This is a genomic window from Pseudonocardia sp. OZ21, assembly GCF_059359135.1.
On sequence record NZ_JCADBN010000004.1, the window covers coordinates 521,808 to 539,090 of the forward strand.

A 17,283-nucleotide genomic window follows, 5' to 3' on the forward strand; every position below is an offset into this window, starting at 1 on the left:
GTGAACGAGTCGTCGAACGCAGAGCTGCAGGAGCTGGCGGAGTCGGTGTTCGCCGACGCACGCGGCGCGGGCACGGGATTCGACGCCGAGCTCTGGAAGACGCTGGACGACACCGGGCTCGCCCGGCTGACGCTGCCCGGCGACGCGGGCGGCAGCGAGGGCACGTTCTCCGACGCGGCCGTCGTCCTGGCGGCAGCGGGGGCGCACGCGGCCCGGGTGCCGCTGGTGGAGACCGACCTGCTCGCGGGCTGGCTGCTGCACTCCGCGGGCATCGCCGTGCCTGCCGGGCCGCTGACGGCCGTGGCGGGTGAGCTGGAGGTCGCAGGCACCGGCGTCCGCGGCGTGCTGCGGCGGGTGCCGTGGGCCCGCGCGGCGGCCGGGGTCGTCGTGCTCACCCCGGAACACGTCGTCCTGCTGGGGCCGGAGCGGCTCACCGTCTCCGACGGCGCCAACCTCGCGGAGGAGCCGCGGGACACCGCGGCCGTCGAGGGTGAGGTGGCGCCCGCCGCCATCGCGGCCCGGCCCGAGGGGACGGCCGAGGAGCTCCGGTTGCGGGCCGCGTTCGGCCGGGCCCAGCTGCTCGCCGGGGCGGCGCGCGGTGCGCTGGCCGCATCCGTGCGCTACGCGGGGGAGCGGGTGCAGTTCGGCCGCCCGATCGGCCGGTTCCAGGCGGTGCAGCAGCAGCTGGCCCTGGCCGCCGCGGAGGTGGCTGCGGCGTCGGCGGCGGCGTCGTCAGCGGCCGCGGTGGTCACCGCGGGCGGGTTCACGGCCCCGGCGTCGCGGTTCGCGGTCGCCGCGGCCAAGGCACGCACCGGGGAGGCCGCCGGTGCCGTCGCCCGGATCGCCCATCAGGTGCACGGCGCCATCGGCTTCACCCGTGAGCACGACCTCCGGCTGAGCACCACCCGCCTCTGGGCGTGGCGCGACGAGGACGGCTCGGACGCCGAGTGGAACGCCGAGATCGGCGCCGCCGCACTGGCCGCCGGACCGGATGGTCTGTGGCCGATGGTGACCGGAAGTCCTTGATCAACAGCGCCCGGTAGCGTCCCCCCGCGATGGAGGAGATCGCAGCGGACGACCCCCGCACCCTGGGTCGCTACCGAGTGGTGTCCCGGCTCGGGAACGGCGGGCTGGGACGTGTCCTGCTCGGCGTCGACGATGCCGGTAGGCGCGTTGCTCTGAAAGTGGTGCATCCCCAGCTCGCGGCCCTGCCGGGGTTCCGAGAGCGGTTCCGTCGGGAGGTGCAGTTGGCGGCCACGGCGCCGCCGTGGTTCACCGCGGCGCTGCTCGACGCCGACCCCGACGGCGACCCGCCCTGGGTCGCCACCGCCTACGTCGAGGCGCCCTCGTTGCACGCCTACGTCAGCGCGAACGGCCCGCTGGGCCGGGCGGGCACGCTGGCGCTGGCGGTCCGGATGGCCGACGGTCTGGTCGCCCTGCACGGCGCGGGCATCGTGCATCGCGACCTCAAGCCGTCGAACGTCCTGCTGGCCGAGGACGGCCCGTGCCTGATCGACGGCGGGTTCTCCCGGACGGTCGACCCCATGCTGGCGGCGCAGGCCGGCCACGTGGTCGCCACGCCGGAGTACATGACGCCGGAGGAGATCGCGGGGCTCGACGTCGGACCGGCCGGTGACATGTTCTGCCTCGGGTCCCTGATCGGCTACGCCGCCACGGGCCGGTCGCCGTTCGCCGCCGACTCCGTGCCCGGCGTGCTCCACCGGGTCGCCCAGGCCGAACCGAACCTCGGTCCGCTCGACGGGCCGCTGCGCGACGCCGTGATGGCGTGCCTCGTGAAGGACCCGGCCGCGCGACCGACCGCCGCTCGCCTGCGTGACCTGCTGCGGCCACTGGAGAAGCCCGACCCCGCGGCGGCGGCAGTGCCCGCCCCCACGATGGCCGTCCCGATGGCCACCCCGATGCCCGTCCCGGGCACGCCGGCCCCAGCCGCGCCCACGCCCTCCCCGCCTGCTCCCGCCTCCCCCGTGCCGTCGGTACCCACCCAGACGGGGCCAACCCAGGCAGGGCCTCCGCAACCCGTGCCTGCCCAGGGGATGCCCGCCCCGGCCGTTCCCGCCGCCGCCATGACGGCCCCCGGCATGGCGCCCCCCGGCCCCCCGGTCCCGGCCGCCGCCTGGGCCGCCGGTCCGGGCGTTACCGGCCCGGCGGCCGCTCCGTCCGTCGCCTCCCCGACCGTGCCCTCCCCACGGGTCGGCGGCCCGACCGGCGCCGGTCGGAGGGGCATCGGGTCCACCGTCCCCGGTCTGCCCGCCGTCGTCCCCGTCGGACGGCCCGGGCCGCCCACCGCCGCCGGCCCGAGGCCTCCGGCGCGGCCCCCGGTCGGCGCTCCCGATGCGCCGCCCCGCCGCAACTGGAAGGTGATCGCGGCGATCGTGGTCGCGGCCGTGGCGGGGGCAGGCATCGCTCTGACGGCGGTGCTGCTGCTCACCGGGCCCGGCTCCGAGCCGGACCCGGCCGCGGCGGGTCCGGCCACCACCGCACCCGCCCCGGCCGACTCGGCCGGTTCCCCCACATCGACGGCCCCCGGCGCGGAAGCCCCGGTGATCGACGCCGAGACGGACCACCGGTTCGGCACCGGCTCCGCGCAGTTCGCCACGCCGAGCGGCAACATCGCGTGCCGCATGTCCACCGGCGAGGTGCGGTGCGACGTCGTCCAGCGCACCTGGCAGCTGCCGCCCACCCCGTCGTCCTGCACCCAGGCCTTCGGTACGGGCACGATCCTCTCCGGCTCGGGTCAGGGGCAGCTGTCGTGCGTCGGGGACACGGTGGCCGACCCCTCCCTCGCGAAGCTCGCCTACGGGGAGTCCGTCCGGTTCGGCGACGTCGTCTGTGCGAGCAAGGAGAGCGGGATGCGCTGCGAGAACCCGCAGACCGGCCACGGCTTCGCGGTCGCGAGAGCGTCCTACAACCTGTTCTGACCGGCTACCGGAGGGAAGGGATGGGCGCCCGGGCGCCTTGCACCCTGCATGGACATTGATCTGAAGGGCCGCACGGCGCTCGTCACCGGCTCGACCCAGGGGATCGGCCACGCCATCGCCACCAAGCTCGCTGCGGCGGGTGCCCGGGCGGTGATCAACGGGCGCGGCGAGGAGCGCGTGAAGGACGCGGTGGAGCGCCTGCTGGCCGAGGTGCCGGGCGCCGACGTGCTCGGCGTCGCGGCGGACGTGACGTCCGAGGAGGGAACCGCGGCGCTGGTGGCGAAGCTGCCGCAGGTCGACGTGCTGGTGAACAACCTGGGCATCTTCGAGGCCCGGCCGGTCCTGGAGATCGGCGACGAGGAGTGGCGGCGCTACTTCGAGGTGAACGTGCTGTCCGGCGTCCGCCTCACCCGCACCTATCTCCCCGGCATGACCGATCGCGGCTGGGGCCGGGTGCTGTTCCTCAGCAGCGACTCCTCCGTGGTGATCCCGGAGGAGATGGTGCACTACGGCGTGACGAAGACGGCGCAGCTCGCCGTGTCGCGCGGCTTCGCCAAGGCCGCCGCCGGCACCGGGGTCACCGTGAACTCCGTGATCGCCGGACCCACCCACACGGGCGGCGTCGAGGACCTCGTGACGAGCGTGGTCGGCAGCGACCTGCCCTGGGACGAGGCGCAGACGCGCTTCATGCGCGAGTACCGCCCGCAGTCGCTGCTGCAGCGGCTGATCGAGCCGGCCGAGATCGCCAACATGGTCACCTACCTGAGCTCCGACCTCGCCTCGGCCACCACCGGTGGCGCGTTGCGGGTGGACGGCGGCTACGTCGACTCGATCCTGCCGTAGGGGCCCGGCGGGCGTCCCGGTCCCGGGTGCGAGGGGGCGCGCAGGGCGCGCGATATCCCCAGGCCGGCGGCCCGGACGAGAGGGGCGATCGCGGTGGGGTGCCTGCTGCCCGAGGCGACGGCGACGGACACCGCGGCCACCACCGACCCGTCGCTGCCGGTGACGGGGGCGCCGACGGAGAGCACGGTCAGGTCGATCATGCCGTCGCTGGTGGAGTGGCCGTTGCGGCGGACGCCGGCCAGGGTGGCCCGCAGCCTGGGGGATCGGTGATCGTGTTCTTCGTGTAGCGGGGAATCGGGGAGTTCAGGACCTCCTCCTGGACGTCGGGCGGCGCGTGGGCGAGCAGCACCAGGCCGGCGCCGGTGGCGAACTGCCCGATTCTGCCGCCCGCTCTGCTCAGGACCGGGATGGACGCCTCCCGCCCGCTGATGCGCTCCACGAACACGACGTCCAGGTGGTCGCGCACGGCGAGGTGGACGTGCTCGTGCGTGACCTCGTAGCGGTCCTCGAGGAACGGCATGGCGATCTCCCGCAGCCCGAACCCGCGCGGTGCGAGCGAGCCGATCTCCCACAGCCGCAGCCCGATCCGGTACGCCCCGCCGGGTCCGCGCTCCAGTGCGCCCCACGCCACCAGCTCCGCCGCCCGGCGGTGGGCGGTGGACAGCGACACGCCCGCGCGGCGGGCGAGGTCGCTGAGCGTCAGCTCGCCGCCGCTGGGCGAGAACGCCTCGAGCAGGGCGAGGACTTTGCTGGTCACGGATCTTCCGCACCCGTGGCAGCGGGCGTGACCCGGTCGGCGCCCGCACGAGGGGTCGGGCGCCGGCCGGGGCCGGGCCGGCCACTGGGCAGCAGGCGTGATCGAACGGCATTGTGGGCGGTATGACCGCTTCGACTCCCGCCCAGCGTGCCAACACGCACCCGCCTGCCGTCCCGCCCGCGCCGTCGGACGTGGTGGCCGCGGTCGCCGACCGGCTCGGACGCGACCAGGTGTTCGGGCCGCCCGTCCAGAACGGGGACACCACCCTCCTGCCGGTCGCGCGGGTGCGGGCCGGCGGCGGGGCGGGCGCCGCCCGGCCCGGGGCATCGAGCACGGGTGCAGGTGCGGTGGCCCGCCCGCTGGGTGCCTTCTCCATCGGCCCGAACGGGAAGGTGGCCTGGCACCCGGCGGTCGACGTCAACCGGATCGTCCTCGGTGGCCAGCTGGCGTTCGCCGCCGTGCTCGTGGTGGCACTGCGCCGGATCCGCGGCCGCCGCCGGTAGCCCCGGTCAGCTGCCGATCTTGCGGAAGTCCCAGCTGGTGATCTTCTCGGGTACCACGCGCAGCCACGCGTGGCGCCCGTCGCGGGCAATGGTGCCGCCGGTGTACCGGTCGGCGAAGGCCTGCTCCGGGCCGTCCAGTTCGGGCACCGGCTCGCCGGTTCGGGGCACCTCCCCGACCACCTCGGCCCGTCCGCGCAGCTCCACCCCGCGCAGCTCGTCGTACTCCTCACCCGCGTCGACGACGATCGCGATCCGCGGGTCGTTCTGCAGGTCGGTGAAGCGCTGGCTGCGCGACAGCGAGGTCAGCCAGAGCGCCCCGTCCTGCCAGACGAACCACAACGGGGTGGCGTGCGGGCCGCCCCGGCCCACGGTGGCGACGCGGCAGGTGCGCTCCTCCGCGAGGAAGGCGTCGACCTCCGCAGGCGTCATCGCTATCGCGCGGGCGCGACGTTGCTCCTTCATGGGGCGGACGCTAGCGCGAGGCCCGGGCGCGTGGCGGGGAGGCCGTGCTCGGCGAGCGTCGAGCACCGCGCGTACCCGGTGCGGATGTCGGCGGTCGGGGTGTCCGGCGCGAGGGCGAGCGGGACGGGGCCGGCGAACTCTAGCCGCGTACCGCAGCGAGGCCCTGGTCATAAATGAGAAGGTCGCCCTGCCCGTCGGCTTCGAGCCACGTCACGGTGGCGGCGTCGAAGCACGCGAACGCCGTGGCAACGATGGCGCGGGCTTGCGCTCTGTTCGTGCCCCCGGCCTGATCAACACCCCCGCGTACGGCAAGATGGGATTCTCCCCGGACACGATCGCTTCCTGGGGCGGCGGCGTTCCCCTCGGTCGCGTCGGAGTCCCCGCCGACATCGCCGAAGCTGTCGCCTTCCTCGCCTCCGACAGCGCCGGCTACGTCACGGGCGACAATCTGATCGTCTCCGGTGGCCTCGGCGTCCATACCCGCCCCGGGTAGGCGATGGCGGCGGTCGCACAGCGCCAGGTGTCCTGACCTCGGCCGATCACCGGCGCGCCCGCAACCAGGTGGCGAAGACGTCCAGTGCCGGTTCGGGATCCCGGCGCCCGATGCCGATCCGGAAGCGGTCGGTGGGGGAGTCGGTGAGCCGTGAGCGGTAGACGCTGGCGGGCAGCAGGAGCACCCCGGCCTCCTCGATGAGCTCGGTGCAGAACCGCTCCACGCCGTCACGGCCCCGGTAGCGGGGATAGGCCACGCACCCGCCGTCAGGGGCCTGCCATGCGAACAGGTCGTCGAACTCGGCGAAGAACGTCTCGAACGCCGGCAGGTTCCCCGCGATGATCGCCCGGTTGCGGTCGAGGATCCGGTCGCGCGCCTTGATGGCGATACGGGCGAGGATCTCGCTCGGGGCCGAGTTGCAGATGGTGGTGTAGTGCTTGGCCCGTTCCAGCCGGGAGCGCAGTTCCCGGTCCCGGCAGGTGATCCAGCCGATCCGCAGCCCAGGCAGCCCGAGTGCCTTCGACGTGACGTTCAGCGACAGGGCACGCTCCGACAGGTCGGCGGCCTGCGGGAGGCGACGGGACGGCTTGAGCTCCAGGCCGCGGTAGACCTCGTCGCTGAACAGGTGGATCCCGCGTTCGTCGCACATCTGGGCCAGGCGGGCGAAGTCGGCGGCGGCGATGACCTTGCCCGTGGGGTTGTTGGGGAAGTTGACAGAGACCACCCGGGTGGTGGGCCGGATCGCCGCGGCCACCGCGTCCAGGTCCAGCGCCCAGCCCCGCTCCGGGTCCAGCGCGACCCCGGTGACCGGGCACAGCGCCAGCGGGACGGTCTCGGCGGCCTGGTAGTTCGGGGTGATCACCACCGCGTGGTCGTCGGGGCCCAGGAGAACCTGCATGGCCAGGTAGAGGCCTTCCTCCGCGCCCGCGAAGCAGATCACGTCGTCGGCCTCGGCGTGGGTGTACGTCTCGGCGATCGCCTGCCGCAGGGCCGGGTCGCCGAACGTCTCGGTGTAGCCGAGGGACAGCGTGTCCCACGCGGCGCGGTCGGCGTCGTCGGCCATGGCGAGCAGTTCGGCCATCGGCATGGTCTGGGCGTCGGAGGCCGTCAGGTGGTGGCGGGCGGTGAACTCCCAGCGGGAGAAGTAGGTCTCCAGCCGGAAGTCGGGCAGCGGGGTCACGGGTGGGTCCTTCGTGCTCTGAGCTCGGCGAGCAGCGAGTAGACGGTGGAGCGCGAGGTCCGCAGCGCGCTCGCGACGACGGGGACCGCCCGGCGGACCGCGAACACGCCGGCCTGGTCGAGCTCCGCGAGTACGGCGAGACGGTCCTCGCGCCCCAGGCGTTCGACGGGCCGGCCGCGGCTGCGGACGAACGATCCGATGATTAGCTGCACGCGGTCGGGCCAGTCCTGCTCGAACAGGGCCTGCGGCCGCGGGACGGTGGGGGCGGCGAAACCGGCCAGCAGGGCGGCGGCCTGCTCCAGCGGTGTCCGGTCGAGGTTGACGCAGAGCACGGCGGACGGCTGTCCGTCCGGGCCGCGCAGCACTGCGCTGACCGACGACAGGCGCCGCCCGTCGGCCAGCAGCTTCTCGTAGGGCCCGTAGACGTCGTCGGCCGACGGGTCGAGCTGGTCCAGCTCACCCAGCAGCGAGGGGTCACCCGCTCGGCGGGTGGTCATCGGGTTCCAGGTGGCCAGCACGCGATCCTGCTCCGCGTCGTGCAGGACCACCTCGGCGTAGGGGCCCAGCAGCAGGCTCAGGGCGTGGCACACCGCGGACCACATGGCCACCCGCGAGTCGGTGACGTCCTGCGCGGTCTCCATGGCTGGACTGTACGTCCAGACTGGATACTTCGTCCAAGCGCTGTGGCGAGCCGGACAGAGCTGGGAGCGCCCCGCCGAGGCGGGAACGGGCGACTCGCGGGTCTGGAACGGGCGACTCGCGGGTCAGGGGAGGCGGCGGCTGGTGATCGGCTCGCCACGGGCGATGGCGGCCAGCTCGGCCGGCACCGACCGCGGACGCAGCGCCGGGCTCGTGGTGGCGGCCGTGTCGGCCATGCCGCCGACCACCTGGGCGAGCGCGGCGTCGGCGGTGACCGCAGGCGTCCAGCCGAGCTCCCGGCGGGCGCGGCCGCAGTCGAGCAGGGGGACGGCGAACGCGAGGTCGATCCAGCCCGGGTCCAGCGGCTGCAGCCGCAACCGCCACGCCACGTCGGCCGCCGTGCGCAGGACGGTGCGCGGCAGATGGACGGGCCGGGCGTGCAGGACGGCGGCGATCAGGTCCCGGGTGACCGGCGGCTCCGCGGCGAGGTTGAACGGGCCCGTCGCCCGCTGCTCGAGGACACGGGCGATGGCGTCGGCCACGTCGGACGTGTGCACGAGCGGCACCACTAGGTCGCGGTCGACCGGCAGCAGCGGCAGGTGCCGCAGCAGCGCCGCCGGGACGTACGGCGGGACGCCGTAGCGGAGCAGGGCGCTCCCGCTCTCGCGCTGGACGATCAGTGCCGGCCGCAGCCGGGCGACCGCGGTGCCGTCGGGACGTGCGCGCTCGTGCTCGTCGAGCACCCGCTCGGCCGCCACCTTCTGGCGGCTGTAGGCCAGGGAGTCGATGCCCTCGATCGGCCACGACTCGTCCACGCGGCTGCCGTCGTCCGGGGCGGGGGAGTAGGCGCCCACGGAGGACACGTGCACCAGGTGCGGCACCCCCGCCGCCTGCGCGGCGTTCACCACCGCCCGCGTGCCGTCGACGCCCAGCCGGGTCAGGTACGCGATGTCGTGCGCAGGCTGGAAGCCCCAGGCCAGGTGCACCACGGCGGCGGCGCCGTCGAACACGGGCGTCAACGCCGCCTCGACAGCAGGCCCGGCGAGGTCGAGAGCCACCCAGCGGGCGCCGGCGTACGGAGCGCCACCGGACGGTGGACGCCGGCAGATCCCCACGATCTCGTGCGGCCCGGAGGTTCCGTCGCCGTTGCCGTGGCGGGCGAGCCGGCGCAGCAGGGCGGTCCCGACGTTCCCGCTTGCTCCGGTGATGACGATGCGCACACCCGGCAGGTGCCCCCGGTGGGCCCCGGCAAACTCGGGTAGAACCGCAGAGTGAATGAGAAGTACGACGTCGCCGTCGTCGGTGCGGGTCCCGCCGGGTCGGCGAGCGCGTTGCGGGTGCTGCAGCTACGTCCGGATGCGCGCGTCCTGCTGCTGGATGCGGCGGAGTTCCCGCGCGACAAGACCTGTGGGGACGGCATCGCCGCGCACGTGCTCGAGCTGCTCCAGGCCCTGGGCGTGCCCGATCTGACGGGTCTGGGCCCTGAGGTGCCGCGCCTGCAGCTGCGCAGCCCCGGCGGCCGGGTGGTCTCGCGGCCGTGCGCGCGTCCCAACCGGGTGATTCCGCGGGCGGTGTTCGACGCGCAACTGGTCTCGGCGGCCGTCGCACGCGGTGCCGAGCTACGCCGCCACCGCGTGCGCCGCTTCGACGTCCACGCCGACGGCGTCGTCCTCGACGAGAGCATCGAGGCCGGGGTCGTGATCGGGGCCGACGGCGCGAACTCCACGGTCCGCCGCCTCCTGGGCGCGCCGGACGCGGCGCCGAAGCACACGGCGGTCGCGATCCGCGGCTACGCACCCACCACGGTGGCGCCCGACGCGCTGGTGATCGAGTTCGCCCGCACCCGCTACCCGGCCTACGCCTGGTCGTTCCCCCTCCCCGGAGGCGGCTCCAACGTGGGCTACGGCGTGTTCGACCGGCGCGGTGCCGGGTCGCGGCAGGAGCTTCTCGACGCGCTGCGCAGGCTGCTGCCCGGCCACGAGCCCGCTCCGGACACGGTGCGCGGCCACCACCTGCCGCTGTCCACGGGCCCGCGCCACCATCCCGACGGCCGGGTCCTGCTGGCGGGCGACGCCGCGGCGATGATCAACCCGCTCACCGGCGAGGGGATCTTCGACGCCGTGGCCTCCGGGATCCTCGCCGGCCGCGCCGCGCTTCTGGGGGCGGACGCGGGTGCGGCGCACCGCCGGGCCATGGAGCGCTCCTTCTCCCTGCACCACCGCCACGGTGCCCTGCTGTCCGGTCTCGTGGCCCACCCGCGTTTCCTCGATGCGGCGGTCACCGCGGCGGCCCGCCACAAGTCCGTCTTCGACGCGGCGGTGGACCTCGGCCTGGGCCGCGGCACGGCGCCGGTGGGCGCCTTGGCGCGGGTGGCTGCCGCGTACGCGACCCTCGGGCTCTCAGGGAGGGCAGGGCGCCCCCAGCCGGTCTGACGGCCCGCGCGCGGGCTACCGGAGCAGGGCAGGTCCCGACGCCACCAGGAGCACCACGGCCACGGCGGCCACCACCAGCACGGCGCGGAAGGGTGCCCGCGAGCCGGGGGTGCGTCCGGCCCGGAACCCGGCCGCGAGGATCACCACGGCGAGCACGGGCACGCCCCAGGTGACCACGGCAGGCAGCGGGGCGTTGAGCGCGAGCACCACGGTGGCGGCGAGCAGCAGCAACGCCGCCGCGGCCCGGCTGCCGGCCGCGCCGAGCCGGTGGGGCAGCCCACGCACTCCGGTGGCCGCGTCGTCGTCGAGGTCGGGCAGCACGTTGGCGAAGTGCGCCCCGGCGCCCAGCAGGGCGCCCGCCACCGGCAACCACCAGGGCGGCGCCGGCGTGCCGGGTAGCCCGAGCACGACGAACACCGGCAGCAGCCCGAAGCACACCACGTAGGGCAGCACCGACAGCGCCGTCGACTTCATGCCCAGGTCATAGGCCCACCCGGCGCCGACGGCGACGAGATGCACCAGCCCCGCGAGGAGGCCCGACGCGAGCGACAGGGGCACACAGGCGACCGCGGCCAGCACCGTCGCCACCCCCACGGTGCGCGCCGAGATCGCTCCGGCGGCCACGGGCTTGTCCGTGCGGGCGACGGCCACGTCCCGCTCGGCGTCGAGCACGTCGTTGAGCCACCCGATCGACAGCTGTCCGGTGAGCACCGCGGCGGCCACGAGCAGCACACCGGGCAGGTCGCGCCCCGTGGTCACGGCCAGGGCCGTGACCATCACGGTGACCGCGACGGTGGGCTCGGGATGGGAGGACCGCAGCAACGCGACCGCTCGATCGGCGACAGGCCGCATGCGCTCCAGTCTGGCAGCCTGGAACGCGTGCCCGACGTCCGGAACCATCGAGCCGGCGGGCTGGCGCGCAACGATCCGGCCCAGTACGACGACCTCGCGCAGCACTGGTGGCGTCCCCGCGGACCGTTCGCGATGCTCCACTGGCTCGCGGCGGCACGGGGCGCGCTCATTCCCCCCGCCACCCGGGAGGGCGCCGTGCTGGTCGACCTCGGGTGCGGTGCGGGCCTGCTCGCCCCGCACGTCGCCGGGGCCGGGTACCGCCACATCGGCGTGGACATGGTCGCGTCCGCGCTGGCCCAGGCCGCGTCCTACGGCGTCACCGTCGTGCGTGGGGACGTCATGGCCGTGCCACTGGCCGACGGGTGCGCCGACGTCGTCGCGGCAGGCGAGATCCTCGAGCACGTGCCCGACCTCGCGGCCACGGTCCGCGAGGCCTGCCGGCTGCTGCGGCCGGGTGGCCTGCTCGTGATCGACACGCTCGCCGCCACCGCTCTCGGCCGCTTCATCGCCGTCACCGTGGCCGAACGCATACCCGGCGCGGCGCCCCCCGGGATCCACGATCCGGCACTGTTCGTCGACCGCGCCGCTCTCGTGCGGGAGTGTGGCCGCCACGGCGTGACACTGCGGATGCGGGGCATCCGGCCGTCGCTGCCGGGCCTCGTCCGGTGGGCCGCCGGCCGGGCCGACACGGTGGCGATGGTGCCGGTACCGACCACCGCGGTCCTGTTCCAGGCCACCGGGAGGCGAGAATGACGGCGTACGTCGCCGGCTTCGGCATGGCCTTCCCCGGTGGCCGGGTGAGCCAGACCGACATGTGGGACGGGTTCTTCTCGCAGCACTTCGCGGGCGACCGGATGGCCGAGCGGATCTTCCGCGGCGCCGGGGTGGTGCACCGGCACGCGGCGGTGAACCCGGTGGAGGAGGACGTCTCCCGCTGGTCCACCGGCGAGCGGATGCGCCGCTATGTCGCCGAGGCGCTCCCGCTGGGCAAGGAGGCGGTGGCCTCAGCGCTCACCGACGCAGGACTCGCACCCGACGAGGTCGGCCTGCTCGCGGTCGTCTCGTGCACCGGGTACGTCACGCCCGGTCTCGACATCCGGGTGGCTGCCGACCTCGGGATGGCACCTGACGTGCAGCGGCTGTTCGTCGGGCACATGGGCTGCTACGCGGCCATCCCCGGGCTCGGCGCCGCCGCCGACTACGTCGTGGCCCGCGGCAGGCCCGCCGTCGTGCTGTGCCTCGAACTGACCTCCCTGCACGTGCAGCCCGCCGCCGACGACGACGGTCACGTCGACCGTGGACAGGTCGTCTCCCACGCCCTGTTCGGTGACGCCGCCGTGGCCGTCGTCGTGCTGCCGACCGGCCCGCAGCGGCACAGGGGGCTCGAGGTCGTGGAGATCGCGGCGCTGACCGACGCGGCCACCGCCGACCACATGACCTGGGACGTCACCGACCTCGGCTTCCGCATGGGCCTCTCGCCCGAGGTGCCGCGGGTGCTGGCCCGCCACGTCCACCCCATGATCACCGAACTGCTCGCCCGCCACGGGATGACCACCGCCGACGTCGACGCGTGGGCCGTGCACCCCGGGGGTCCCCGCATCCTCAGCACCGTCGCGGAGCGGCTCGCGCTGCCCGACGACGCACTGGACGCCTCGCTGGGGGTGCTCGCGGAGCGCGGCAACTGCTCGTCGGCCACCGTGCTCCTCGTGCTCGACGCCCTGCGGGCCGCGGGCCGTCCGCAGCCGGGACGCGCGGCCGTCGCGATGGCCTTCGGCCCCGGCCTGACCCTGTATGTGGCCCTCCTCCGGGAGGCGTGAGCCCCTCCCGGACTTGCAGCAAAGCCACGTTGCCGCCACCTGGTTGCATGAACGTGGCTTTGCTGCAACGGGCGCGGCGGTCCGTTCCCCGTGCGCGAGTCGCCCTTTTCGCGTGCGCGAGTCGCCCGTTCCCGAGGGCGTGGGGTCAGTCGGGGGCCGTGGCCTGGACGATCCGGTCGGGGCGGACGAGGGCGGCGGACGCGCGGCCCCCCGCCAACCAGGCGCGCAGCTCCCCGCCGTCGTCGAGGACCAGGTCGGCCGGGCCGGGGCCCAGCCGCAGGGTCGGGGCGCCGAGCCGCTGTGCCGTGGCCTGCAGGTCCACGGGGACGGGGTCCGTGGCGAGGAGCGCGTAGCCGTCGCCGAGCACCTCGTCGAGGCGCATCGGTCGTCCGCCGACCCGCACCGTCGGCTGCGGGCACGGGGTGCCGGGGAGGTCACGGCGGTGGCGGCGGCGCTCGACCAGCGGCCCGGGGGCGTAGCGGGTGGCGATGCCGCGTTGGGCCGCCGCCCGCACGCCCGGTACCCGCAGGAGCAGGCCCGTGAGGGGCCGGCGCAGCGCGGCGGCGATGTCCTGGCCCCCGGTCATGGCCCGCCCGACCCGCACGGCGCCGCGGATCACGGCCTCGGCGTGCGGTGCGCGCTCGGCCTGGTAGCTGTCGAGCAGGGTGTCCTCGTCGGCCCCCCGGAGGACGGCGGCGAGCTTCCAGGCGAGGTTGTGGGCGTCGCGCAGCCCGGCGCCGAGGCCCTGCCCGATGAACGGCGGGGTCAGGTGGGCGGCGTCGCCGAGCAGCAGGACCCGCCCGCGGCGCCACCGGTCGGCGATCCGTGCCCGGAACGTGTACTCGGCGGCGCGCAGCACCTCCAGCCCGGCCGCGGGGACGCCCCAGGGTGCGGTGAGCGCGGCGAGCCGCTCCGGTCGTGCCAGGTCGGTGGCCGTCTCGTCCGGACGCATCAGGAACTCCCACCGGCAGCGGTCGCCGGGCAGCGGCAGGAACGTCGCCGCGCGGCGGGGGTCGCACACCTGGTCGACGCCGCCCCAGGTGGACGGCGGCCGGCCGCAGCGGACGTCGAGGACGAACCACCGCTCGGTGAACCGCAGGTCGCGCAGTGTGGCTCCGATGGCGTCGCGGACGGTGCTGCCCGCGCCGTCACAGCCGAGCACGGCGTCCGCGGCGATCTGCTCCCGCTCGCCGGTACGGGTGTCGTGCACCGCCACGAGGACGGGCCTCCCGCCGGGCGCGCCGATGCCCGTCACCACGACCTCCGCACGCAGTTTCACCGACGGGTGCCGGGCCACCTCGGTGCACAGCAGCCGTTCGAGGTCGGGCTGGTCGAACAGGTTGGACTCGGGGTGGCCGTGCTCGCCGACCGCCCGGTCCCGGCGGAACTCCGCGAACGGCCGCAGCCGCGCGTCGAGCAGCCGCAAGCCCGCCGCAGGCCTGCTGATGCCGGCGAACGCGTCGCCGACGCCTGCTCGCTGCAGGATGCGCACGCCCTCGTCGTCGAGGTGCACCCCACGCGGCAGTGGATGGACCCCGGCGTGCCGCTCCACCACCGTGCAGGCCACCCCGAGCCGGGCCAGCAGGAGGGCAGCGGTCAGCCCGGTGGGGCCGGCGCCGACGATCAGCACGTGCCCGCCACGCTGCGCCTGGTCCCGCTCCACCGCCCCCACCTCCGTCTCGACCCTGCCAGCGCGGCGGGACCGCTGCATCCGCGCGCCCTCCTCGATCGGGGATGTCGAGGCGCGCTTCCCGGCTCCGACGTCCTTCGTGAGCGACGGGTCGACCGACCGGACGGACGGACCGTTCGCCGAATCACTACAGCAGCCGACGGGCTGCCGGCTGCTCGACTGCGAGAACCTGGACCGGGCCGTCGAGCAAGCCGAGCCGCTGCGCGGGGCCCGCGTCACCGCGGTCGAGATCCGACCGCTGATGGACCCCTCCGGGATGGAGAATTGTGACCGACCGGCCCACGGACTTGGGGGAGCTGCTGCGCCCGCTGGCGCCGCAGGTCCTCACGGTGCTGGTGCGCCGGTACGGACAGTTCGACGCGTGCGAGGACGCCGTGCAGGACGCGCTGCTCGCCGCCGCCGTGCAGTGGCCCGGCGAGGGTGTGCCGGACAACCCCCGGGCCTGGCTGATCACCGTCGCCGGCAGGCGGTTGGCCGACCACTGGCGCAGCGAGAGCGCCCGCAGGCGCCGCGAGAGCACGGCGGCGCTCGCCGAGCCGGACGTGCCGGCGCCCGCCGCCGACGTCGACCACGTGGCCCAGGACGACACGCTCACCCTGCTGTTCCTGTGCTGCCACCCGGCGCTGTCGCCGCCGTCGCAGGTGGCGCTCACCCTCCGGGCCGTCGGCGGGTTGACCACCGCCCAGATCGCCCACGCGTTCCTGGTGCCCGAGGCCACGATGGCCCAGCGGATCAGCCGGGCGAAGCGCACCCTGGCCGGTGTCGAGTTCGGTGCGCCGGCCGAGGCCGAGCGGCCCGAACGGCTCGGCGCCGTGCTGCACGTGCTGTATCTCGTGTTCAACGAGGGGTACACCGCCACCTCGGGGCCCGATCTGCAGCGTCCCGAGCTCACCCGCGAGGCGATCCGGCTGGCCCGCAGGCTGCACCGGCTCCTGCCCGGGGACGGCGAGGTCGCCGGGCTGCTCGCCCTGATGCTCATCACGGAGGCTCGGCGTCCCGCCCGCACCCGCCCGGACGGCGCCCTCGTACCACTCGCCGAACAGGACCGGAGCCGCTGGGACGCGAGGCTGATCGCCGAAGGGGTGGAGCTGGTGAGCGCGACCCTGGCCCGCGCGCCGGTGGGGCCCTACCAGCTCCAGGCGGCGATCGCGGCCGTGCACGGCGAGGCCAGGACCGCGGAGGACACCGACTGGCCGCAGGTCGCCGCCCTCTACCGGGTGCTCGACGTGCTCGCCCCGAACCCGGTCGTCACGCTCAACCGCGCTGTCGCCGTGGCGATGGTGGACGGCCCCCACGCCGGCCTCGACCTGCTGGCGACGCTCGACTCCGACAACCGCATCGCGGGGCACCATCGGGTGCCTGCCGTGCGCGCCCACCTGCTCGACATGGCCGGGGACGTGGACGCGGCCCGCGCCACCTACCGGGAGGCCGCCCGCCGGAGCACGAGTGTGCCCGAGCGGCGCTACCTGGAGGACCGAGCCGACCGGCTCGGCTGACACCGGTGATCAATGGGGCCGAACTGCGCGTAACGCCCGGACTGTGGTGATCGTTAGGCGACCGTGCGTCATCACACCGCCCGGTGGGCCTTCCCGCTCGTTCTGGCTGCGCTCACGACGGGGCTGGTGGCCGCTCCTGCTGCCGCGGCCGACCCGGCGCACGGTGTTCCGTCGCAGAGCTATGTGGCGCTGGGCGACTCGTACGCGTCCGGACCGTTGATCCCGGTGCAGACCGGCCAGCCGGCCGGTTGCCTGCGCTCCACGAACAACTATCCGGCCATCGTGGGCCGCACCCTCGGCGTCCCCGGCTTCCAGGACGTGAGCTGCGGCGGCGCCACCACGGAGAACCTCGCAGGGCCCCAGCCGGTGACGGGTGGCGAGAACCCTCCCCAGCTCGATGCCCTGTCGGAGGACACCGAGCTGGTCACGCTGACGATGGGCGGCAACGACATCGGCTTCAGCTCGATCATCAGCGAGTGCGCCGTCCGGTCTCCGCAGCAGCCGACCGGCGCGGCGTGCCGGGACTTCTTCACGGCCGGCGGCACCGACCAGCTCGCCGAGCGGATCGACGGCACCGCGCCGAAGATCGCCGCGGCGCTGGAGCAGATCGAGGAGCGGGCACCGGACGCGAGGGTTCTCGTGGTGGGGTACCCGGCGCTGCTGCCCGACGAGGGGCCGGGCTGCTTCCCGCTGGTCCCGTTCAGCCCCGGCGACGTGGCCTACTTCCGGGAGACCGAGAAGCGGCTCAACGCGATGCTCGCCGACGAGGCCGAGGGCGCGGGTGCCGACTTCGTCGACACCTACACCCCCTCCATCGGGCACGACATGTGCCAGCTGCCCGGCGTCAAGTGGATCGAGGGTCTGGTCCCGACGGCTCTTGCCGCCCCGGTGCACCCCAACGCGCTGGGCACGGCGGGCATGGCCGCGGCGGTCGTTGCGGCGGTCTCCGAGGAGTCCGTCCCGGCGCTGGCCCCCTGAGGGCCCCATGGGGCCGGTCAGAACATCTTCTCCAGGCGGTTGACCCACTCCTCCCAGCCGCTGCGCAGCTCGTCGTAGTAGGAGGGCTCGAACTCGGGGCCGGTCCAGCTGTCGGTCACCGTCACCTCGGTGCGGCCGGGTTCGACCTCGCGGAGGACGACGGTCACGGTCTCGCCGCTGATCCGGTCCTCGGGCGTCTGCG

General features: G+C 74.9%; 17 protein-coding genes and 1 pseudogene. 10 read left to right on the forward strand and 8 right to left on the reverse strand.

What is annotated here, in order from left to right:
* From AC5L35_RS12415 to AC5L35_RS12425, 3 genes are read left to right on the forward strand one after another with little or no spacing between them, the layout of a single operon-like run.
* Positions 1-1,026 (forward strand): acyl-CoA dehydrogenase family protein, encoded by a 1,026-nt coding sequence (locus tag AC5L35_RS12415; protein ID WP_495059723.1) that lies wholly within the window; start codon positions 1-3, stop codon positions 1,024-1,026.
* A gap of 29 nt (positions 1,027-1,055) precedes the next feature.
* Positions 1,056-2,939, forward strand: a complete 1,884-nt coding sequence (locus tag AC5L35_RS12420; protein ID WP_495059724.1) for a protein kinase domain-containing protein — start codon at positions 1,056-1,058, stop codon at positions 2,937-2,939.
* Between the two features lie 48 nt (positions 2,940-2,987).
* Positions 2,988-3,782, forward strand: coding sequence for an SDR family NAD(P)-dependent oxidoreductase (locus AC5L35_RS12425; RefSeq protein ID WP_495059725.1), 795 nt, complete (start codon positions 2,988-2,990; stop codon positions 3,780-3,782).
* On the opposite strand, the pseudogene AC5L35_RS12430 reads toward AC5L35_RS12425, so the two are convergent.
* Positions 3,758-4,518, reverse strand: a pseudogene (locus tag AC5L35_RS12430) (IclR family transcriptional regulator). The gene AC5L35_RS12425 and the pseudogene AC5L35_RS12430 overlap by 25 nt on opposite strands.
* Before the next feature lie 143 nt (positions 4,519-4,661).
* On the opposite strand from AC5L35_RS12430, the gene AC5L35_RS12435 reads away from it, so the two are divergent.
* Positions 4,662-5,042: a hypothetical protein gene (locus tag AC5L35_RS12435; protein WP_495059726.1), complete on the forward strand. Its 381-nt coding sequence runs from the start codon at positions 4,662-4,664 to the stop codon at positions 5,040-5,042.
* 6 nt (positions 5,043-5,048) lie between these two features.
* Here AC5L35_RS12435 and AC5L35_RS12440 read toward each other — a convergent pair whose 3' ends face one another.
* Positions 5,049-5,504 (reverse strand): pyridoxamine 5'-phosphate oxidase family protein, encoded by a 456-nt coding sequence (locus AC5L35_RS12440; protein WP_495059727.1) that lies wholly within the window; start codon positions 5,502-5,504, stop codon positions 5,049-5,051.
* A 262-nt stretch (positions 5,505-5,766) separates the two neighbouring features.
* Between AC5L35_RS12440 and AC5L35_RS12445 the strand changes: the two genes are divergently transcribed.
* Positions 5,767-5,997 (forward strand): SDR family oxidoreductase, encoded by a 231-nt coding sequence (locus AC5L35_RS12445; RefSeq protein ID WP_495059728.1) that lies wholly within the window; start codon positions 5,767-5,769, stop codon positions 5,995-5,997.
* Positions 5,998-6,043: 46 nt separating this feature from the next.
* On the opposite strand, the gene AC5L35_RS12450 is transcribed toward AC5L35_RS12445, so the two are convergent.
* The 3 genes from AC5L35_RS12450 to AC5L35_RS12460 form a co-directional block, all read right to left on the reverse strand.
* Positions 6,044-7,177: a pyridoxal phosphate-dependent aminotransferase gene (locus AC5L35_RS12450; protein WP_495059729.1), complete on the reverse strand. Its 1,134-nt coding sequence runs from the start codon at positions 7,175-7,177 to the stop codon at positions 6,044-6,046.
* A complete protein-coding gene (locus tag AC5L35_RS12455) occupies positions 7,174-7,818 on the reverse strand; it encodes a helix-turn-helix transcriptional regulator (RefSeq protein WP_495059730.1) in 645 nt (214 codons plus the stop codon). Before AC5L35_RS12455 ends, AC5L35_RS12450 begins: the two co-directional genes overlap by 4 nt.
* 123 nt (positions 7,819-7,941) lie before the next feature.
* Positions 7,942-9,036, reverse strand: a complete 1,095-nt coding sequence (locus tag AC5L35_RS12460; protein WP_495059731.1) for an NAD-dependent epimerase/dehydratase family protein — start codon at positions 9,034-9,036, stop codon at positions 7,942-7,944.
* Between the two features lie 51 nt (positions 9,037-9,087).
* Between AC5L35_RS12460 and AC5L35_RS12465 the strand changes: the two genes are divergently transcribed.
* Positions 9,088-10,248, forward strand: a complete 1,161-nt coding sequence (locus AC5L35_RS12465) for a geranylgeranyl reductase family protein (RefSeq protein WP_495059732.1) — start codon at positions 9,088-9,090, stop codon at positions 10,246-10,248.
* 15 nt (positions 10,249-10,263) lie between these two features.
* Here the strand turns inward: AC5L35_RS12465 and AC5L35_RS12470 are convergent, their stop codons facing one another.
* Positions 10,264-11,100, reverse strand: coding sequence for a UbiA family prenyltransferase (locus AC5L35_RS12470; RefSeq protein ID WP_495059733.1), 837 nt, complete (start codon positions 11,098-11,100; stop codon positions 10,264-10,266).
* Between the two features lie 27 nt (positions 11,101-11,127).
* Here AC5L35_RS12470 and AC5L35_RS12475 point away from each other — a divergent pair, with 27 nt between their 5' ends.
* Positions 11,128-11,853, forward strand: coding sequence for a methyltransferase domain-containing protein (locus AC5L35_RS12475; RefSeq protein ID WP_495059734.1), 726 nt, complete (start codon positions 11,128-11,130; stop codon positions 11,851-11,853).
* Entirely contained in the window at positions 11,850-12,917 is a 1,068-nt protein-coding gene (locus tag AC5L35_RS12480; protein WP_495059735.1) for a type III polyketide synthase, read from the forward strand. Before AC5L35_RS12475 ends, AC5L35_RS12480 begins: the two co-directional genes overlap by 4 nt.
* 145 nt (positions 12,918-13,062) lie before the next feature.
* Here AC5L35_RS12480 and AC5L35_RS12485 read toward each other — a convergent pair whose 3' ends face one another.
* Complete coding sequence (locus AC5L35_RS12485; RefSeq protein WP_495059736.1) at positions 13,063-14,580, reverse strand: bifunctional 3-(3-hydroxy-phenyl)propionate/3-hydroxycinnamic acid hydroxylase; 1,518 nt, start codon at positions 14,578-14,580, stop codon at positions 13,063-13,065.
* A gap of 290 nt (positions 14,581-14,870) precedes the next feature.
* Here AC5L35_RS12485 and AC5L35_RS12490 point away from each other — a divergent pair, with 290 nt between their 5' ends.
* The gene (locus AC5L35_RS12490) at positions 14,871-16,103 is read left to right on the forward strand and encodes an RNA polymerase sigma factor (protein WP_495059851.1); all 1,233 of its coding nucleotides are present in this window, start codon (positions 14,871-14,873) and stop codon (positions 16,101-16,103) included.
* 63 nt (positions 16,104-16,166) lie between these two features.
* Positions 16,167-17,081 (forward strand): SGNH/GDSL hydrolase family protein, encoded by a 915-nt coding sequence (locus AC5L35_RS12495; protein WP_495059737.1) that lies wholly within the window; start codon positions 16,167-16,169, stop codon positions 17,079-17,081.
* 17 nt (positions 17,082-17,098) lie between these two features.
* On the opposite strand, the gene AC5L35_RS12500 is transcribed toward AC5L35_RS12495, so the two are convergent.
* Positions 17,099-17,248, reverse strand: coding sequence for a hypothetical protein (locus AC5L35_RS12500; protein WP_495059738.1), 150 nt, complete (start codon positions 17,246-17,248; stop codon positions 17,099-17,101).
* Positions 17,249-17,283 lie beyond the last annotated feature (35 nt).